This is a genomic window from Microbulbifer sp. ARAS458-1, from assembly GCF_045348205.1.
GTDB lineage: Bacteria > Pseudomonadota > Gammaproteobacteria > Pseudomonadales > Cellvibrionaceae > Microbulbifer.
The window spans coordinates 690,040-708,401 of sequence record NZ_CP155838.1 but is presented as its reverse complement, the minus strand read 5'-3'; the positions used below and the strand labels follow the sequence as shown (position 1 = coordinate 708,401).

At 56.4% G+C, this 18,362-nt stretch carries 11 protein-coding genes; 1 reads left to right on the top strand and 10 read right to left on the bottom strand.

All coding sequences use genetic code 11. The annotated features are described in order from the left end of the window. Nucleotides 1-53: 53 nt before the first annotated feature. From AAFH99_RS02795 to AAFH99_RS02780, 4 genes are all read right to left on the bottom strand, one after another. Entirely contained in the window at nucleotides 54-293 is a 240-nt protein-coding gene (locus AAFH99_RS02795) for a VF530 family DNA-binding protein (protein WP_043319883.1), read from the bottom strand. An 86-nt stretch (nucleotides 294-379) separates the two neighbouring features. Further along, complete coding sequence (locus AAFH99_RS02790) at nucleotides 380-496, bottom strand: DUF2474 family protein (RefSeq protein WP_081848121.1); 117 nt, start codon at nucleotides 494-496, stop codon at nucleotides 380-382. Beyond that, a complete protein-coding gene (gene cydB / locus AAFH99_RS02785; RefSeq protein ID WP_043319882.1) occupies nucleotides 496-1,500 on the bottom strand; it encodes a cytochrome d ubiquinol oxidase subunit II in 1,005 nt (334 codons plus the stop codon). The genes AAFH99_RS02790 and cydB overlap by 1 nt, the downstream gene beginning before the upstream one ends. Then, nucleotides 1,487-2,920, bottom strand: coding sequence for a cytochrome ubiquinol oxidase subunit I (locus AAFH99_RS02780; protein WP_043319881.1), 1,434 nt, complete (start codon nucleotides 2,918-2,920; stop codon nucleotides 1,487-1,489). The genes cydB and AAFH99_RS02780 overlap by 14 nt, the downstream gene beginning before the upstream one ends. A gap of 265 nt (nucleotides 2,921-3,185) precedes the next feature. Here AAFH99_RS02780 and AAFH99_RS02775 point away from each other — a divergent pair, with 265 nt between their 5' ends. Beyond that, complete coding sequence (locus tag AAFH99_RS02775; protein WP_406828591.1) at nucleotides 3,186-4,289, top strand: polysaccharide lyase family 7 protein; 1,104 nt, start codon at nucleotides 3,186-3,188, stop codon at nucleotides 4,287-4,289. Nucleotides 4,290-4,363: 74 nt separating this feature from the next. Here the strand turns inward: AAFH99_RS02775 and AAFH99_RS02770 are convergent, their stop codons facing one another. The 6 genes from AAFH99_RS02770 to pdhA form a co-directional block, all read right to left on the bottom strand. After that, entirely contained in the window at nucleotides 4,364-11,311 is a 6,948-nt protein-coding gene (locus AAFH99_RS02770) for a GLUG motif-containing protein (RefSeq protein WP_406828590.1), read from the bottom strand. A 421-nt stretch (nucleotides 11,312-11,732) separates the two neighbouring features. Beyond that, nucleotides 11,733-13,562 (bottom strand): glutamine--fructose-6-phosphate transaminase (isomerizing), encoded by a 1,830-nt coding sequence (gene glmS, locus AAFH99_RS02765; RefSeq protein ID WP_406828589.1) that lies wholly within the window; start codon nucleotides 13,560-13,562, stop codon nucleotides 11,733-11,735. 202 nt (nucleotides 13,563-13,764) lie between these two features. Further along, nucleotides 13,765-14,526, bottom strand: coding sequence for a DeoR/GlpR family DNA-binding transcription regulator (locus AAFH99_RS02760; protein ID WP_406828588.1), 762 nt, complete (start codon nucleotides 14,524-14,526; stop codon nucleotides 13,765-13,767). 66 nt (nucleotides 14,527-14,592) lie between these two features. Beyond that, nucleotides 14,593-15,786: a dihydrolipoamide acetyltransferase family protein gene (locus AAFH99_RS02755; protein WP_406828587.1), complete on the bottom strand. Its 1,194-nt coding sequence runs from the start codon at nucleotides 15,784-15,786 to the stop codon at nucleotides 14,593-14,595. Next, nucleotides 15,783-16,826, bottom strand: coding sequence for an alpha-ketoacid dehydrogenase subunit beta (locus AAFH99_RS02750; protein ID WP_051687257.1), 1,044 nt, complete (start codon nucleotides 16,824-16,826; stop codon nucleotides 15,783-15,785). The genes AAFH99_RS02755 and AAFH99_RS02750 overlap by 4 nt, the downstream gene beginning before the upstream one ends. Further along, nucleotides 16,827-17,945 (bottom strand): pyruvate dehydrogenase (acetyl-transferring) E1 component subunit alpha, encoded by a 1,119-nt coding sequence (pdhA, locus tag AAFH99_RS02745; RefSeq protein ID WP_406828586.1) that lies wholly within the window; start codon nucleotides 17,943-17,945, stop codon nucleotides 16,827-16,829. Nucleotides 17,946-18,362 lie beyond the last annotated feature (417 nt).

Below are 18,362 nucleotides of genomic sequence, written 5' to 3'. Positions count from 1 at the left end.
CGGCAATCAACAAACACCGTATCAGGTAGGGCACATCAGCATCCTTTCGCCGGTTAGGTTTTCCAGGGGTTACTGTCGGTAAAAGTCGCGATATACAGCGCCTCTACCTTTTCCCTGGCCCATGGGGTTTTACGCAGAAACTTCAGACTGGATTTCACCGAGGGGTCATTGCAGAAGCAATTTACCGGCACACGATCCGCAAGCCCTTGCCAGCCGTAGTGCTGCTCGAGCTGCAACACGATGGTTTCCAGCGTTACACCGTGCAGGGGATTATTGGGTTGTGGATGATGCATCTTAAGAAGCGTCACTCTGTGAGGTTGCGGGCGGAGTCTACGCAGATATGAGTGAAAAGAAACGGGGGTGTCGGCCGGGGCCAGCTTCAGGGCGCCAGCCACCATTTCAGAATGAGTGACACACCGCCCAGCGCCGACACACTCATCAACCAGATTGCCAGCATCCAGCCCAGCCGCTTCCAGGTGGCACCTTCCTGCTTCATCAGTGATAACCCTCGGTGCCGACTTTGCCACGAAACACCCAGTAGGCCCACCCGGTATACCCCAGGATCACCGGAATGATAAACACCGCGCCCACCAGTAAAAACAATTGGCTATCGCGCGGCGCGGCGGCCTCCCAGAGCGTAATCGACGGCGGAATCATGTTGGGAAAAATACTGATACACAACCCGATAAAGCCCAGTAGGAACAGCGCCAGCGCCATCAGGAACGGCAGCAGTTCATGACCCTTTTTCAGGCTCCAGAAAAATACACCGGTGCAGATAATCACCAGTAAAGGAACCTGCGCGGTTAACAGGACCTGGGGCATTTCAAACCAGCGGCGCCAGTATTCATTACTCAGAAACGGAGTTGCCAGGCTTACCGCAACCAGTGCCCCTACGGTGGCTATCCCCAACCCGTAGGCGAGACGGTGTGCATGCCGCTGGCATCCACCCTCGGTTTTCCGAATCAACCAGGTGGCACCCAGCAGCGCATAACCGATTACCACAGCAATACCGGTAAGCACGCTGAACGGGCTCAGCCAGTCGAGCCAACCGCCAGCATAGGCGTTGTTCTCCACCTCAATACCCTGCAGGATGGCACCAATGGTAATGCCCTGTGCCAGCGCTGCCACGGTGGAGCCCACGGTAATTACCAGATCCCACAGCGGCTGGTGGGCGGGATCCCGCCAACGGAATTCAAATGCCGCTCCGCGAAATACCAGCCCCAGCAGCATGGCGATCATCAGTGGATAGGTCGCCGGCAGGATGATGGAATACGCAAGGGGGAAAACCGCCAGAAGTCCGCCACCACCCATGACCAGCCAGGTTTCATTCCCATCCCAGAACGGGGCAATGGAATTGATCGCCTGGTCGCGCTCCTGCCCCGGTGCCAGTACGGGAGAGAGAATACCAACACCCAGATCAAAGCCATCCAGCACCACATAAGCAAAGACGGAAAAGCAGATTAACCCCGCCCAGATCAGTGGTAGATCAAGACTTTCCATGGGTACCTCCCTCGTGATCTGACGTGGCTGGCGCCAGGCTCGATGCCGGCGTGATACCCGCAGCGTAAGTCGGTACCTTGTCCGGCCCTGATTCACCGCGACTCGGCGGGTGCGCCATTAGGCGCAGCAGGTAAAAAATCCCCATACCAAAAATTGCCGAGTACACCACGATAAAGGCGATCAGCGACGCCGCCACCGCCGGCGCATCCAGCGGCGAGGCGGAATCCACCGTTCGCATCAAGCCGTATACGGTATATGGCTGACGACCGACCTCGGTAGTGATCCAGCCGGCGATTACCGCCACGAACCCGGCAGGGCCCATGCACACAGCAGCCCGATGCAAACTCCGCGACACGTACAGGCGCTTTCGCCTCCGTGCGATCAGGCTCCAGATTCCCAGCGCCAGCATGGCGAAGCCGATCGCCACCATCACCCGGAAAGACCAGAATACCACCGCGACCGGCGGCCACTCCTCGCGCGGAAAATCTGTCAGACCCGGCAATGGCGCATTCGGGTCGTGTTTAAGAATCAACGAACCCAGCTTGGGTATGGCAACCTTGTAGTGCACTTTGGCCGCCTCTTCGTCCGGAAATCCGAACAGGATCAACGGAGCGCCATCGGGACTGGGGTCGAAATCCCCCTCCATCGCAAGCACTTTTACCGGCTGATGTTCCAGTGTGTTCAACCCGTGCATATCCCCCGCCAGGATCTGCACCGGGGTGACAATTACCGCCATCCACATGGCCATCGAAAACATTTTGCGGGCGCCGGCATTACTGCGATCCCTGAGCAAATGCCAGGCACCGACACCACCCACTGCAAATGCGGTGGTAAGGTACGCCGCAGTGACCGTATGTACCAATCGGTATGGGAAGCTCGCGGTGAAAATTACGTCCCACCAGGAGTCGCCAACAATAAACTGGCCCTGATCATTGATTTCAAAGCCCGCGGGTGTCTGCATCCAGGAATTCACCGACAGAATCCAGAACGCGGAAACGAAAGTACCCAGCGCCACCATACAGGTCGCGAAAAAGTGCAGGCGCTTACCCACCTTGTTGATACCAAACAGCATCACGCCGAGAAACCCCGCCTCAAGGAAGAAGGCTGTGATCACTTCATACCCCATCAGCGGGCCGATCACCGGACCGGCCTTGTGGGAAAACTCGGACCAGTTGGTGCCGAACTGGTAGGACAGCACGATGCCCGACACCACACCCATGCCAAATCCCACCGCAAAGATTTTCAGCCAGTAGCGATACAGGTTTGCATAGACGCCGCGGCCGGTTTTTAGCCACAGTCCCTCCAGCACCATCAGATAGCTGGCCAGACCGATGGAAAAAGCCGGAAAAATAAAGTGGAAAGACACGGTAAATGCAAACTGCACCCGCGCGAGAAAAACGGCGTCTAGATGCTCGAACACAACCTGGGTACCCTGGTGAATGACTTTATCTGCCCTGATAAAAAGTAGTCGCCCGCGAGGCACTGTCTAGCCGCTCGCATGCAAATAGCTAGTACTCACAGCGCACCAGGCACAAACTGGTCAACCAATTTCCGTAGAAATTCCTGAAATTTACAGTTTTCACCCGGCGATGATGCAAAAATCGGTGCCTCAGATTTTCTATCCAGGCGCTCATATAAACCGGGCGCTCAGTCTGAATACCTGTAATCTGATATCGGTCGATGTAATGCTAAAAACTCAATACTATTTTTCCTCCGTCACTTCTTCACTCAAGTTCACCACCATTGCCGCCAGCTGTATGTTGTTGTCCGCCTGCCAGAGCGAGCCGCAGCATCCCGACACGGCCCGCGACGATGCCGTACACAGTGCCCAAGTTGTTCCAGGTTCACTGATCGACCTGAGCCACTGGAAAATCACCCTGCCCATGGACAGCAACGGTGATGGCAAAATTGACGAAGTAGGCCCGCCACAGATTTTGCGCCTGTATGAGCCGCGTTTCTTTTACGGAAACGACAGGGGTGAGGTCGTATTTACCGCCCCCAACAAGGCCATCACCACAGCCAACTCCACCAATACCCGCAGTGAACTGCGGCAGATGATTAACCCGCAAGGCGCCAAGACCAAAGCGCCGGGAAACAACTTTGCACTGGCCGCGCACCCTCAGGCAGCGAATTTTGGTGCGGTGGGTGGACATCTTTCCGCGACTCTCGCGGTCAATCACGTCGCGGTGAATGCCGCGCATCCCGACAAGCCCCCTGCGTATTCTGTCGTGGTCGGCCAGATACACGCGGGCAAGGATGAAAGCCTGCTCAGCCAAGGCTTTGGCTACGGCAACGAGCCACTGAAGATCTACTACAAAAAATTCCCCAACCACGCGTACGGCTCGGTTTTCTGGACCTATGAGCGCAACCTGGCAAAAGACGATCCCAACCGCACCGATATCGCCTATCCGGTGTGGGGCAACACCTGGGAATCCGCGGAAAACCCGGGTCAGAAGGGCATCAAGCTCAACGAGTCGTTCAGCTATACGGTCAACGTGGTCGGCAATATCATGCAGCTGGTATTTGAGGCACCCAACAAACCGCGGGTGGAGTACGCCATTGACCTGTCGAGCAATATGGATGCATTCGGCAAGGTCGATAGTCTGGACAACCCTGCAGGCTACAGCGGCGACTGGTTTTACTTCAAGGCGGGCGCCTACAACCAGTGCAGCAGCAAAGATCAACAGGGCATGTGGTATGCCGGCTGCGCCGGTTCAGGGATATGGGAAGAAGATTTCCGAGAGGGCAATTACGCCCGGGTGAGTTTTTCCTCCATCGTACTGAAGTAGACGATTATCGCCTCCTTCCAGAAACGAAAAAGCCGGTGGGGTTACCACCGGCTTTTTCGCGTATCGCATTTGCTTTAGTAGGCCGCTCTCCGGCGCCACAGACCGCCCAGGGCCAGCAGAGAAAGTAACCAGAAGGCGACACTACCGCCACTGGAACCACCACCACTGCTTCCACCGTTATTTACCGGAGTCTGGCCGCCGGTGCTGATGCCGTCAGAAGAATCGTCGTCACCGCCGTTGTCGGTATCGCCGTCACCCTGGTCGCCACTATCCGAACCACCGTCATCAGCTCCTCCATCGTCGGGAGCTGCGGCTTCCTGCAAGGTAAAGGTGAAGATCTCTTCTTCGGAAGACAGCATCGGATTGCCGTCATCGGTTACCACAACGCGTGCGCTGTACTCACCGAGAGCCATCGATACCGGATCAAAGGAGAAGGAAGCCTGATCGCCGGGTGTTACCGGCAGCTCCTCGGTATACCACTGATAGCTGTGGCTATCGCCACCATTTACATCTTCAACAACGGCGGTCAGCGTGATCTCTCCGGCGTCGTTAATAAATACCGTGCCGTTCTCTCCTGCCTGGGATCCCGTTACCTGCACTGTGGGTGCCACATTATTGTCCGTGACCGTCATGCGGTGGTTGCTGCGCGAGTCGTCAATTGGCATGGCAAAAGCATCGGCGCTACCTGCGATTGCCGAAACCAGCGCGATTGAGAGTACCTCGTCCGCTTCTTGCAGACCGTCGCCTACCACTGGAATTCGCACAGCAGCGTTTTCCAGTGCGTCCGCAGAATCGATGGTGACGAGCAGCTCACTCAGGTTTACACCGTTTTCGCCTTCGGTCACGACATCTGCAGCTGTCGCGGTGCTGTCTGCTTCCACCCAATGGACCAGTATCGAAACCGGATAGGCCGGGGAGGGGCCCGACAGCTCCACAGCCACCGATGCCTCGCGATCTTCACCGGTCGTGGACTCATCCAGAGTAAAGCGCACCTGCGGGTATACATTGACCGTTTGTGACAGGGGCTCAGAGCGATTCCCCGCGTCGTCGACCGCAAACCAATCCAGACTCAGGGCACCACTTGGCACAGACACCTGCTGATCGTCATTGATCGCAAGCAATTCGCCATTCAGCTCTACCTGGTAGTCGAGCTCGTTGTCGAAATTATCGATGGCCTGAACTTCATTCACATTCAGGGTGACCAGAGTGCTTTCGCCAGTGGCCGCTACGCTGATTGCCGCCGGTGCCTTTAGTATTTCCGGAGCGTCTTCGTCTTCGGCGCGCGCGGGGTCCGTTGGGTACGCATCGTCAGCGTTGGCTACACCATCATTGTCGTTGTCATCATCCAAGATGAGCCCGGAGGTAGACTGACAGGCGCTGTCACAATTATCGTTCCAGCTATCTGGCTGGCCGTCGCCATCGGTATCAACCGACGCTGCCGGGTTAGCTGGCAATTCGTCGATATCGTTGGTGACACCATCGTTGTCCGTGTCGTTCAGGGACATATCCAGTGTGAGACTGGAAGCAGACTGACAGACGCTATCGCAGGCGGCCAACCAAGCGTCTGGCATGCCATCGTTATCCGCATCCTCAGCTGCGGCGGCATCGAGCGGGAAGGCGTCTTGTGTATTGGCCACACCATCGTTGTCGTTGTCGTCGTCCAGAGTGAGGCCGGAGGCGGACTGACAGGCCCTGTCGCAATCGTCGTTCCAGATATCTGGCATGCCATCGAGATCGGTATCGATAATGGCCGCGCCACTATCCGGGAATCGATCGAGTACCAGACCACTGGCTGTGCGGCAGTCGACTTCGCAGCCGGCTTTCCAGAAGTCCGGAGCACCGTCACCATCGCTGTCTACGCTAGCAGCGAACTGCTGAGGGAATGCGTCATCGTCGCCCAGTGCGCCGTCACCATCGCCATCTCGATAAACCGCGCCGTTCAACACCAAAGCGGGTAATTCTGTATTGGAGCCAAAGTCCCAATAGCTATTACCGTTATCACTGATTGCATTTGACCACTCAGAATAAAGAGTAACTTCTGAGCAGGTCGAGCTGTCAGCACTGGTTGGGCACTGCAATTCGGCGAGAGTAGCCGAAGTGCCTCCTTGGGAACTGTAGTTTATACCCGAGGTATCTGTTGCCCAATAACTGTTGTTTATCTGATTTTTAATTCCGGAACCTATTAACCCACCTCTAGATGAACGTGCGGACACTTGCGCTGTGCTCAAGATGCCGCCAAGTTGACTGTATATAGCTCGGCCGACCAGACCACCTACATCGTCATCCCCAGCTAGGGATCCCGTCACATAACTATTACGGATCTCGGAGTAGTAGCTATAGCCGACCACACCACCAATATAATCGTCGGTGCCTGCAACAGAACCGGCGATATACACCGCTTTGAACTGACTGTAACTCCCATAACCTGCAAAGCCACCGACGAAATCGTCACCGTGAATAGACATCAGCGGTCCGGTTAATCCAAGCTCCTTAATATTCGCTTTGATTGCATAGCCAAATAGCCCCTGATAGTCCGAGGTTGGGCGAGCGATCATCAGGTTGCGGATTACATGACCGTTACCCTGAAGCAATCCGCTGAATGCGTTACTAGAACTGCTGCCAATCGGTTGCCAACCCTGGCCCTCATTCCAATGAGTATCGTTGCTGTCGAGGGCGCCGTCGCCGTTTGTATCAAAATCCAGATCGGCAATAAGTTCATACCCTTGGCAGTGCTCTTCGAACAGGCCATTTACCAGAATTTTAGGGCAGCCCGATGTATCCAACTCACCTTCAGCCGTGAGCTTCTGGCCTATGCCGTCGAGGCTATAGCGAATGGCATCCAGTTCTGCCCAGTTAGCTACATCAATCAAGCCATTGGAATTCGAATCCGCATCGACAATACCATCGTTGTTGTCGTCATCGTCGATATGATTTTCGATACCATCGTTGTCGGTATCGCTGGGGAAGCTATCCAGTGTCAAACCGGAATCGGATTGGCAGGTGCTGTCGCAACCTTCGGTCCATTGATCGGGTAAACCATCCCAGTCGGCGTCGACTATGGCTGCTGTAGAGTCTGGGAACTGGTCCAGCACCAGGCCGCTGGCGGTACGACATTCGGCATCACATCCAGCCGTCCAGCGGTCAATGGCGCCGTCGCCATCGCTATCGACGCTGGCCGCAAAGAGATTGGGAAATTCGTCATCAGTGTCCAGAGCCCCATCACCATCGCCATCGCGATAAACGGCTCCGTTTAAATACAAACCGGGAAGCTCTTTCACAGTACCAAAATCCCAAAGGCTGTTCACGTCGGTATCCCGATAACCGGACCAGCCTTCATAGAGTGTCTCAGTAGCACAGCCGGTGTCGTCAGCAGTGGTGGGACACTGAAGCTCCACCAGGGTAACCCCTGTGCCACCGTCGCTAGTAGTTATTCCCGATACGTCTTTCGCCCAATAGCTGGTAGTGACAGGAGTTTGATATGCGTCCCCAATCAGACCACCAGCATGGTCACGTGCGGTCACAAATGCGGTGGAAAGACTGCCTGCGACGTGACTATTAGTGCTTACACCGACTAAACCACCAACCTTTCCATTGCCAAAAGCGGAGCCCGTTGTGTAACTGGCGGTAATCCTCGTGTAATCACTATCACCAATCAAACCGCCAACACGTTGATCACCAGCAACGGAGCTAGTAGTGTAGCTTCCCGTGATTTCAGTGTAGAAACTACCACCAACCAATCCACCGACCAAATCACCAGTGCCTGTAACAGAACCATTGGCATAGGTCGCAAAGATCTGACTATATTGGGCGAAGCCCGCCAAACCACCCACAACGCCCCCCCCTTCAATGGCCATTAACGACCCGCTTAGGCCCAGCTCGTTGACGGTAGCATTTTCGAGAACGCCAAATAGGCCCTGATCATCCTGGTTGGGGCGCGCGATCATCAGATTCTGGATCCGGTGACCGTTGCCTTGAAACAAACTCTTGAATGGATAGTCCCAATCGCCAATAGGCTGCCAGCCCTCACCAGAATTCCAGTAGGTATCATTGCTATCGAGTACACCATCGCCATTGGTATCGAAATCCAGGTCGGCAATAAGCTCATATCCCTGACAGCGCTCTTGTAACAGACCGTCCACTATAATTTGCGGACAGCCCGTTTTATCCAGTGCGCTTTCAGCTGTAAGTTTCTGTCCGACTCCGTCCAGACTATGTCGAATGGCATCCAGTTCGACCCAAGAAGCTACATCGATCAAGCCGTTGGAATTCGCATCCGCATCCACAATACCGTCATTATTGTCATCATCGTCGATGTCATTGGTGATGCCATCGTTATCAGTATCATTGGGGAAACTATCCAGCGTGAGGCCGGATGCAGATTGGCAGGTACTATCGCAGTCGTCATTCCATCGATCGGGTAAACCATCCCAATCCGCATCAACAATGGCTGCTGCACTTTCGGGAAATTGATCCAATACCAGACCGCTGGACGTACGGCAGTCGGTATCACATCCCGATGTCCAATGATCGATAGCGCCATCACCATCGCTATCACGACTCGCGGCAAATAGCGTGGGAAACACATCGTCCACCTCATGTGCTCCGTCGCCGTCACCATCTCGAAAAACTCTGCCCTTCAATCGCAGGCCTGGAAACTCGGAATCGCTGCCGAAATCCCAATATGCGCTGCCTTCGGAATCCGTATAACTAGACCAGCCTGTATACAATGTGGTGCTGGCGCAGTCATTGTTATCAGCACTTGTAGGACAGCGAAGCTCAGCGAGCGTAACCCCCGAACCACCACCACGACTTCGGTCTGCACCGGAGGCGTCGGTAGCCCAATAACTGGCACTGGTGGAGCCCCAAATGCCTACCAATCCACCGACGAAGGAGTCTCCTGACACATAGGCCGTGGAAACGTTAGCTACAACCTCGTTACGAGAATCGCTATTCCCCAGTAGACCGCCAACATATTTTGTTCCGCTTACCGACCCGGTGACGTAACTGGCGGTAATCTGAGTGCCATTAGCTGAACCAACCAATCCGCCAACGCTAGATTCAGTGCTATTAACCGAGCCGCTAACATAGGTAGCAGTGATCTGACTGTAGAGAGCATGTCCCGCAATACCACCTACAGAATACCGTCCTTCGATAGCCGTTAACGGTCCGGATAATCCCATCTCCTTGATAGTGGCATTATTGAGATAACCAAATAGCCCCTGATAATCAGTATCAGGGCGAGCAATCATCAAATTGCGGATGACATGGCCATTGCCGCGGAAGACCCCGCTGAATGCATTGCTGGAATTAATACCAATCGGTAACCAGCCTTCTCCCGCATTCCAGTAGGTGTCATTCCCATCGAGTAGACCATCGCCATTGGTATCAAAATCCAGGTCGGCAACAAGCTCGTATCCCTGACAGCGATCATTTAATAGACCGTCCACTATTATTTGCGGACAGCCCGATTTATCCAGTCCACTCTCAGCTGTAAGTTTCTGGCCGACTCCATCCAGACTATAGCGAATAGCATCCAGTTCATCCCAGGAAGCTACATCGATCAAGCCGTTGGAATTCGCATCCGCATCCACAATACCGTCATTATTGTCATCATCGTCGATGTCATTGGTGATGCCATCGTTATCAGTATCATTGGGGAAACTATCCAGCGTGAGGCCGGATGTAGATTGGCAGGTACTATCGCAGCCGTCATTCCATTGATCGGGTAAACCATCCCAATCCGCATCAAAAATGGCTGCTGCACTTTCGGGAAATTGATCCAATACCAGACCGCTGGACGTACGGCAGTCAATATCGCAACCTGGCGTCCAGCGATCAATGGCGCCATCGCCATCGCTGTCGACACTCGCCGCAAATAACACGGGAAATTCGTCAGCAGCATCCAGGGCACCATCACCATCACTATCGCGGTAAACGGTGCCGTTTAAATACAAACCGGGAAGCTCTACCCCGGTGCCAAAATCCCATAAGGTGTTGGCGGTGCTATCCTGATGGCTGGACCAGCCTTCATACAGGGTCTCAGTGGCACAAGAGGTATTGTCGGCGTTGGTGGGACACTGAAGCTCCAACAGGGTAACCCCTGTGCCACCATCGCTAGCAGGTATTCCCGATGCGTCTTTTGCCCAATAGCTCGTAGTGACAGAGGTGCGAGATGCCTTCCCTATCAACCCACCTGCACTTGTGCCTGCGGACACATATACCGTGGAAAAACTGGCTGCGACCTGACCACCGAGAGCATCACCAATCAAACCACCGACATTAACATCACCGAAAACGGAGCCTGTTGCAAAACTGCTACTGATCTCAGAGTCTTTACTGTGACCGACTAAACCACCAACATTATAACGACCCAATACGGTACCCGTGGTGTAACTGGCTGTGATCTCCATACTGAATCCGATACCAACCAATCCGCCCACATTAGCATCAGTACTTGTTACAGAACCACGAACGTAGATCGCAACGAGCAGGCTCTCGTGTACCTGACCTGCCAGGCCACCCACTCTTTGACGCCCTTCAATGGCCATTAATGGCCCGTCGAGGCCCAGATTCTTAACGATAGCTGTATTGAGAGTGCCAAATAAACCCTGCTGGTTGTCATTAGGGCGTGCAATCATCAAGTTCAGAACACGATAGCCGTTGCCGTGAAATATACTGGTAAACGCGTTTTCGTAGCTACTTCCAATTGGCTGCCAGCCCTCACCCTCATTCCAAAAAGTATCACTGCTATCAAGCACCCCATCCCCATTGGTATCAAAATCCAGTTCCGTGGTTAGCTCGAAACCAATGCACCCTTCTGCAGGGCAGCCTTCGCTGCTGCCGTAAAGTGATGTGCCATCGAGGTTGTTGCGGATTTCATCCAGGTCGGACCAGTCGTCGATCTCGATCAGGCCGTCGTCATCGAGGTCGTAGTCTGCGCGGCCATCGGCGGACCAGGCTTGCTGGGCTGAAAGCAGCAGGGAAACGCTTAGGGAAAAGAATAAGAAAATAGCGCGTGGCATTGCACTCTCCGTGTAGGCAGCTATTGGGCTTCCAGCCCGACCAGATGTGATTTCTATTACCGCATGGGTGAGGGCGGTACAAAACAGCTGGCGACCTTAACAGAAATGGCTGTGACGCAGAAAGTTGCACCAGTGGATTTACTGAAAATTGCTTAAATTACTGGCGCGTATTTATTCCTTGATATTTTCACCCTTATTTTTAAGGTGAAAATTACACGAAATTACGCCTAGTTAGCACCAGAGTACTTATTATTTTTTGATTAATTATCGAGAATAATCAGAAGGCAGAAGCATCTATTTTTGAGCGAATATAGGCTGAAATAAAATAAATGGAACGATGGTTTCATTCTTTTATTTTGTAAATTGTAAAACGAATATGGGCCGCAATAGCGACCCATATTTCACGAAATAAATTTTTGAATTATTCCACCGTAACCGATTTAGCCAGATTTCGCGGCTGATCCACGTCGGTACCTTTCAGCAGGGCCACGTGGTAACTCAATAATTGCAGTGGAACCGTATATAAAATAGGAGACAGGCTTTCCGGCGCTTCCGGGACTTCCACTACGGTTACGCCTGCCTCACTGTTGAAGCCCGATTGTGGGCTGGCAAATACAAACAGTTCGCCACCCCGAGCACGTACTTCCTGCAGGTTGGATTTCAGTTTTTCCAGCAGTTCATCGTTTGGTGCAACGACGATGACCGGCATGTCTGCATCTACCAGGGCCAGCGGGCCGTGTTTAAGTTCGCCGGCGGGGTAGGCTTCGGCGTGGATGTAGGAAATCTCCTTTAGCTTTAGGGCGCCTTCGAGGGCGATTGGGTATTCGACGCCGCGACCTAAAAAGAGTGCGTGATTTTTTTCCGCGAAGGCTTCACTGGTGGCTTTTACCAGAGCGTCGAGGCCGGTGAATTTTTCCATCAGTTTCGGAAGCTGGTGCAGGGCATCAATGAGTTCCGCTTCGCGCTCGCTGCTCATGCCGTTGGCTTTGGCCAGTGCAATACAGAATATCTGCAGGGCGACCAACTGGGTGGTGAAGGCTTTGGTAGAGGCGACGCCGATTTCCGGGCCGGCTTCGGTCATCAGGTGCAGTTCGGATTCGCGCACCAACGAGCTGTTGGGTACGTTGCAGATGGTCATGGAGGCGAGGTAGCCGAGCTCTTTGGCCTGCCGCAGTGCGGCGAGGGTATCGGCGGTTTCGCCGGACTGGGAAATGGTGACAAACAGAGTGCCCGGGCGCACGGCAGTTTTGCGGTAGCGGATTTCGCTGGCGACTTCGACCGAGCAGGGGACGCCGGCCCAGTCTTCGATCCAGTAACGGGCAACGAGGCCGGCGTGGTAGCTGGTACCACAGGCGACGATCTGTACCTGTTTTACCTGCGGCAGAATTTCGTTGGCGGCGGTACCGAGGGCCTGGGACAGTACCGAATGTTCGCCGATGCGGCCGGCCATGGTGGCTTCGACCACTTTAGGCTGCTCGAAAATTTCCTTCTGCATATAGTGGCGGTAGCGGCCCTTGTCGGCGGCGTCGTGGCCGCCCTGCAGTTTGTTCACCGGGCGGCTGACCTCTTCGCCAGTCTTGTCCCAGATGGCGATGCCGTCGCGGGTGACTTCGGCAATGTCACCCTCTTCCAGAAAAATAAAGCGGTCGGTGACCTGTTGCAGGGCCATGGGGTCGGAGGCGATAAAATTTTCGTCATAGCCGACGCCGATCACCAGGGGACTGCCGAGGCGGGCGCAAACCAGGCGCTCGGGTTCGGTGGAACAGACCACCCCGAGGGCGTAGGCGCCGTGGAGTTTTTCGGTGGCGGCGGAGACGGCCTGCAGCAGGTCGCGGTTGTCTTTGGCGAGCTCGTGGATCAGATGGACGACGACTTCGGTGTCGGTCTCCGACTGGAATTCATAGCCTTTGCTGATGAGTTCGTCACGCAGTTCCTGATAGTTTTCGATGATGCCGTTGTGCACCAGGGCGAAGTTGCCGGAGGCGTGCGGGTGGGAGTTTTTATCCGAGGGGACGCCGTGGGTGGCCCAGCGGGTGTGGGCGATACCGAGCTGACCGGCGGTGGGGCTGTCGTCGAGGGCGGATTCCAGGTCGGCGACCTTGCCCTGGGTTTTGCGCAGTTGCAGTTTGCCGTCGCCGTTGACGAGACACACACCGGCGGAGTCATAGCCGCGGTATTCCAGTCGGCGCAGTCCTTCCAACAGGATTCCGGTTACGTTTCTTTGGCCCAGGGCACCTACGATTCCACACATAATCTTTAACCTCTTTTGTTTGTGCCTCCGGGTTTTAGTCCGGTGGCGGCGGCGCTGCCGGGTAAGGGTGGGCGAGACACGCCGTGAACCCGTCCATGGGGGCTCTTCTAAAACATCCCTGTTTTAGAAGGTCTCGCCCACCCTTACCCGGCATCGCCGCCTTCTCGTCAAATTTCAGAGTATTTAATAATCTCTGTTTTCTTTAATTCACTTCCGCGCAGATGACTCGCAGTCCTCTGCTTTCGAGTTGCGCACAAACTTTTTCGTCGATGCCGCTATCGGTCACTAATGTGCCGAACATTTCCCAGCTCAATTCCAGATTCGGAATCCGTCGCCCCACCTTGCTGGACTCCGCCATCACCACCACTTCGCGGGCGACATCGGCCATGACGCGGGACAGGCCGATCTGCTCGTTGAAGGTGCAGGTGCCGCGCTCTAGGTCGATACCGTCGGCGCCGATAAAGGCCTGGTCGAAGTCGTAGCCGCGCAGGACCTGTTCGGCGACCTGGCCCTGGAAGGCTTCGAAGTGGGGATCCCAGGTGCCGCCGGTCATCAGCAGGGTGGGTTCGTTTTCCAGTTCCCGCAGCTGGTTGGCGACGTGCAGGGAGTTGGTCATGACGACAAGGCCGCGCTTGTGGTTGAGCTCGGGAATCAGGCCGGTGGTGGTGCGGCCGTAGTCGATGACGATGCGGTTGTGGTCGCGGATCAGCTCGGCGGCGGCGCGGCCAATGGCGCGTTTGGTCTGGGACAGGGGATCTTCGGCCACCAGTTCCCGGGGCAGGGGGATGGCGCCGCCGTGGCGGCGCAGCAGCAGGCCGTTGTCTTCCATGGCCGCCAGATCCTTTCGTATCGTAACTTCTGAGGTTTCGAACTGGCGCGCCAGTTCTTCGACACTGGCTTCACCGGCTTCGTTGATCTGGCTGAGTATCTGATGGCGGCGCTGTTGGGTATTACGCTTGGACATGAGCGTTTGGACATGCTCGCTTAAGTTTCGTTTCGTAATTTAAGCATAGCAAACCGAAACTGAAGTTCACACCTGACTTTTGCTGAGGTGGGCTTTTACGGCTTTCAGGAATCTGGCCAGTTCACCGCCGGTAACCGCGCGATGGTCGGCGGTTATCGACAGGGGCAACAGTTTGCGCCCCCGGGCCTTCCCTTTGTGGGGCAGTACCGCCTTGTGAGCGCGGCCGGCGCCGACGATACACACCAGTGGCGGCACCACCACCGGGGTGGCGAAGCGGCCCGCCAGACTGCCAAAATTGGAGAGGTGGATGGTGGCGCCCTGTAGATCCTGCTGCGGGATGGCACCTTCATTGGCCTGCTGTTTGAAGCGGGCGATGGTTTCCAGCAATTTCTCTTCACCTAGGGCGCCGACGTCTTTGATCACCGGCACGAACAGGCCCTTGGGGGCGTCCACCGCCAGACCTACGTTGACCGGAGATTTCGGCTCCAACACATCGTTTTCAAAGTGGGCATTGAGGTTTGGCTCGTCCGCAGCGGCGAGCGCGATTGCCTTAAGCAGGCGCAAGGTGGCACTGGTTCCCTTGGGCCAGTCGGATATATCCACTTCGTCGAACAGGGTCATGGGGCAGACCTGGTCGCGGGCGCGATTCATGGCCAGCAGCATAGCGCGGCGAGCGGGGGCCATTTCACTGGATTCGGTTGGGGATTTTTTGCGCTCTTTAACGACGGTTTCGTCGCTTTTATCCGCTTTTTCGCTCCAGCGCGGCAGGTTTTCACCGCGCGCCGCGGCGCGTACTTCCGCTTCACTGAAGCGGGCGCCGGACGGATGCAGATCGGCCAGATCAACCTTGAGCCGGCGGGCGAGGGCGCGGATCGCCGGGGTGGCGCAGCGGGGGCGGTTGGCGATGGGGCGCTGTTCTACAGCCAGAGCCTCGCTGCCCTGTTCAATCTTGCCCACCACGGTGCCGCTGTCGCTGTTGAGTTCACTTGCAGGTTTGCTTTCCGGCTCTGGCGCTGAACCCGGCTCCGCACCGGCAAATCCGATCAGCGGCTGGCCGGTTTCCAGTGTCTCGCCTTCCGCGGCAAACAGGATTTCCACTGTGCCGGAATAGGGGGAGGGAACCTCTACCAGTGCTTTGGCGGTTTCCACGGTCACCAGGGTCTGATCCGCTTTGACGCTGTCACCCTCGTCCACATGCCATTCGCGAATCACCGCATCCGGCAGGCCTTCACCCAGGTCGGGGAGCTTGAAGATCTTCATCGGCCTCCCTCCGCTCCGGTTGCGCGAACACCGTCACGAACCCCATCACGGACATAGCCGAGCGCAGAGCGGGCGCCCGCCAGGATGCGCTCGACGCCGGGCAGATAGGCATTTTCCAGCTGGTAGTACGGCATCACCGTGTCGTATCCGGTAACCCGCTGCACCGGTGCATCAAGCAGGTCGAAGGCGTATTCCTGAATTTGTGCAGCGATCTCCGCCCCCAGACCACCAAAGCGCGCGGCTTCGTGGACCACCACGCAGCGGCGGGTTTTCTCCAGGGAGTCGATGATGGTGTGGATATCCAGCGGTTTCAGCGTGGAGGGGTCGATGACTTCCGCCTCTATGCCGTCGCGAGCCAACTGTTCAGCGGCAGCGAGAGTCTCGCGGACGCTTGCGCCCCAGGCCACCAGGGTGAGATCACTGCCCTCGCGCAGGACAAAAGCGCGATCCAAGGGCAGGGCCTCGCCGTCGTCCGGTACCGGCTGTCTGGCCGCGCGGTAGATGCGCTTGGGTTCGAGAAAGATCACCGGGTCCGGATCGCGGATGGCCGCCAGCAACAGGCCATAGGCCCGCGCGGGAGACGAGGGCACCACCACCCGCAGACCGGGAATATGCGCAAAAATCGCCTCGGTACTTTCACTGTGATGTTCCGGCGCGTGAATGCCGCCGCCGTAGGGCGCGCGGTAGACGATGGGACAGCTAAGGCGGCCGCGAGTGCGATTGCGCATGCGCGCGGCGTGGCTGAGGATGTGATCGAGGCCGGGGTAGATAAAGCCCATAAACTGGAACTCGGCCACTGGGCGAAGTCCCTGGGTGGCCATGCCCACGGCAATGCCGGCGATCATGGTTTCGGCCAGTGGGGTGTCCAGCACCCGGTCTGCACCGAAGGTTTTCTGCAGTCCGTCCGTTGCCCGGAATACGCCGCCGTTCGCACCAATATCCTGCCCGAATACCACCACTTCCGGGTTATTTTTGAGCTCGTAGGCCAGCGCTTGGGTGACCGCTTCCACCAGGGTGATCGCACTGTTTTGTTCCGCCATCTAACCCTTTCCCCCAATCACCGTGCCCTGCTGTTCGTCACGCAACTGGTCGTACTGCTCGTACAGCCCTTCCGGCAATTGCGCGTAGAGATGATCGAAGATGGCGGTCACCGGTTCCGGCGCGCGGGATTCCCAGTTATTCAGCGCCGCTTCCATAATCTGTGCCAGCTCGCGGTCCAGGTCCTGCTGCTTGGCATCGCTCCACAGGCCCTGATCCCGTAAATAGGTATCCAGCCGCTTGACCGGCTCCCACTGCCAGGCCTGCTCCAGCTCTTCGGCACCGCGGTAGCGGCTGGCGTCATCAGCGGTGGTGTGGTCGCAGAGTCTGTAACTAATAGCCTCAATCAGCGCCGGACCTTCCCCTTGCCGCGCCCGCTGCATTGCGTCCCGCACCGCCCAGGCAACGGCCACCACGTCGTTGCCATCCACTTGCAGCGCCGGAATACCGGCGGCGATGGCTTTCTGGGCGATGGTCTGGGTACCGGTTTGCGCGGCGCGCGGCACTGATATGGCCCATTGGTTGTTGTTCACCACAAACACCATGGGCAGCTTCCACGCCCCGGCGAGGTTCATGGCCTCGTAGAAGTCCCCCTTGGAAGTGGCGCCTTCGCCGGAGCTGGCAACCGCTACCTGTAGAGGAATGCCCTGCTGCTGGTGGCGATATTTCAGGGCAAAGGCCACACCGGCCCCGTGCAGCATCTGGGTGGCGATCGGTACGCAGATGGGCAGATCCTTCGGCGCGTGCTGGAAATTCTGCCCACGCTCGTCGCCGCCCCAGTTGGCGAGGATTTCTTCGATTGCCACGCCGCGCTCGAGCAGGGCGCCGGTTTCCCGGTAGTAGGGGCAGTAGACGTCTTCGGCCATCAGCGCATTGCCGGTGGCGATGCCGATGGCTTCCTGGCCGAGGGTGGAGGGATAAGTGCCGAGGCAGCCGGTGCGCTGCAGTTTTACCGCGCGATCATCCACCAGCCGGGCCAGCTGCATTTGCCGGTGGCAGTGGGTGAGCCAGTCGGGGGTGGCGAACTCGGGCAGGGGCTGTGTCTCCCGGCCCTGTTTGTCCAGGTACTGGAGATAGGCGATATCGAAGGAAGCCTGGAGCTGCAGGCGAGGTTTATGCATCGGCGGGGTTCCTTGGATTCCGATGCTTTTAGTGTAGTTGGGGGTTTTCGGGGTCTTTGGGTTGTGGGGTTCGTTTTATTCTTCGGCCGTGGCGGCAAATCACCGGGTATTCGTTTTCGAAACCGCTGTGAACCCATCCCTGGGCGCTGCGGCGGCGACGTCCTGTCGCCGACGCTTTCGAAAACGAATACCCGGCACTTTGCCTTCTCATGACCCATGGACTTCGTTAGTGGACCAGGAAAGTTCTTACGAAGTGAATTGGGTTCGAAAGAAGGTGGAGTGCTGGGTGCGGCTTTTCAGGAGCGTCGCAAACAGGATGTTTGCGCCGCAGCGCCCAGGGATGGGTTCACAGCGGTCCTGAAAAGCCGCACCCAGTGATCCACCGCCACCGGGCCAGCTTCAGAGCACCATTCTGCG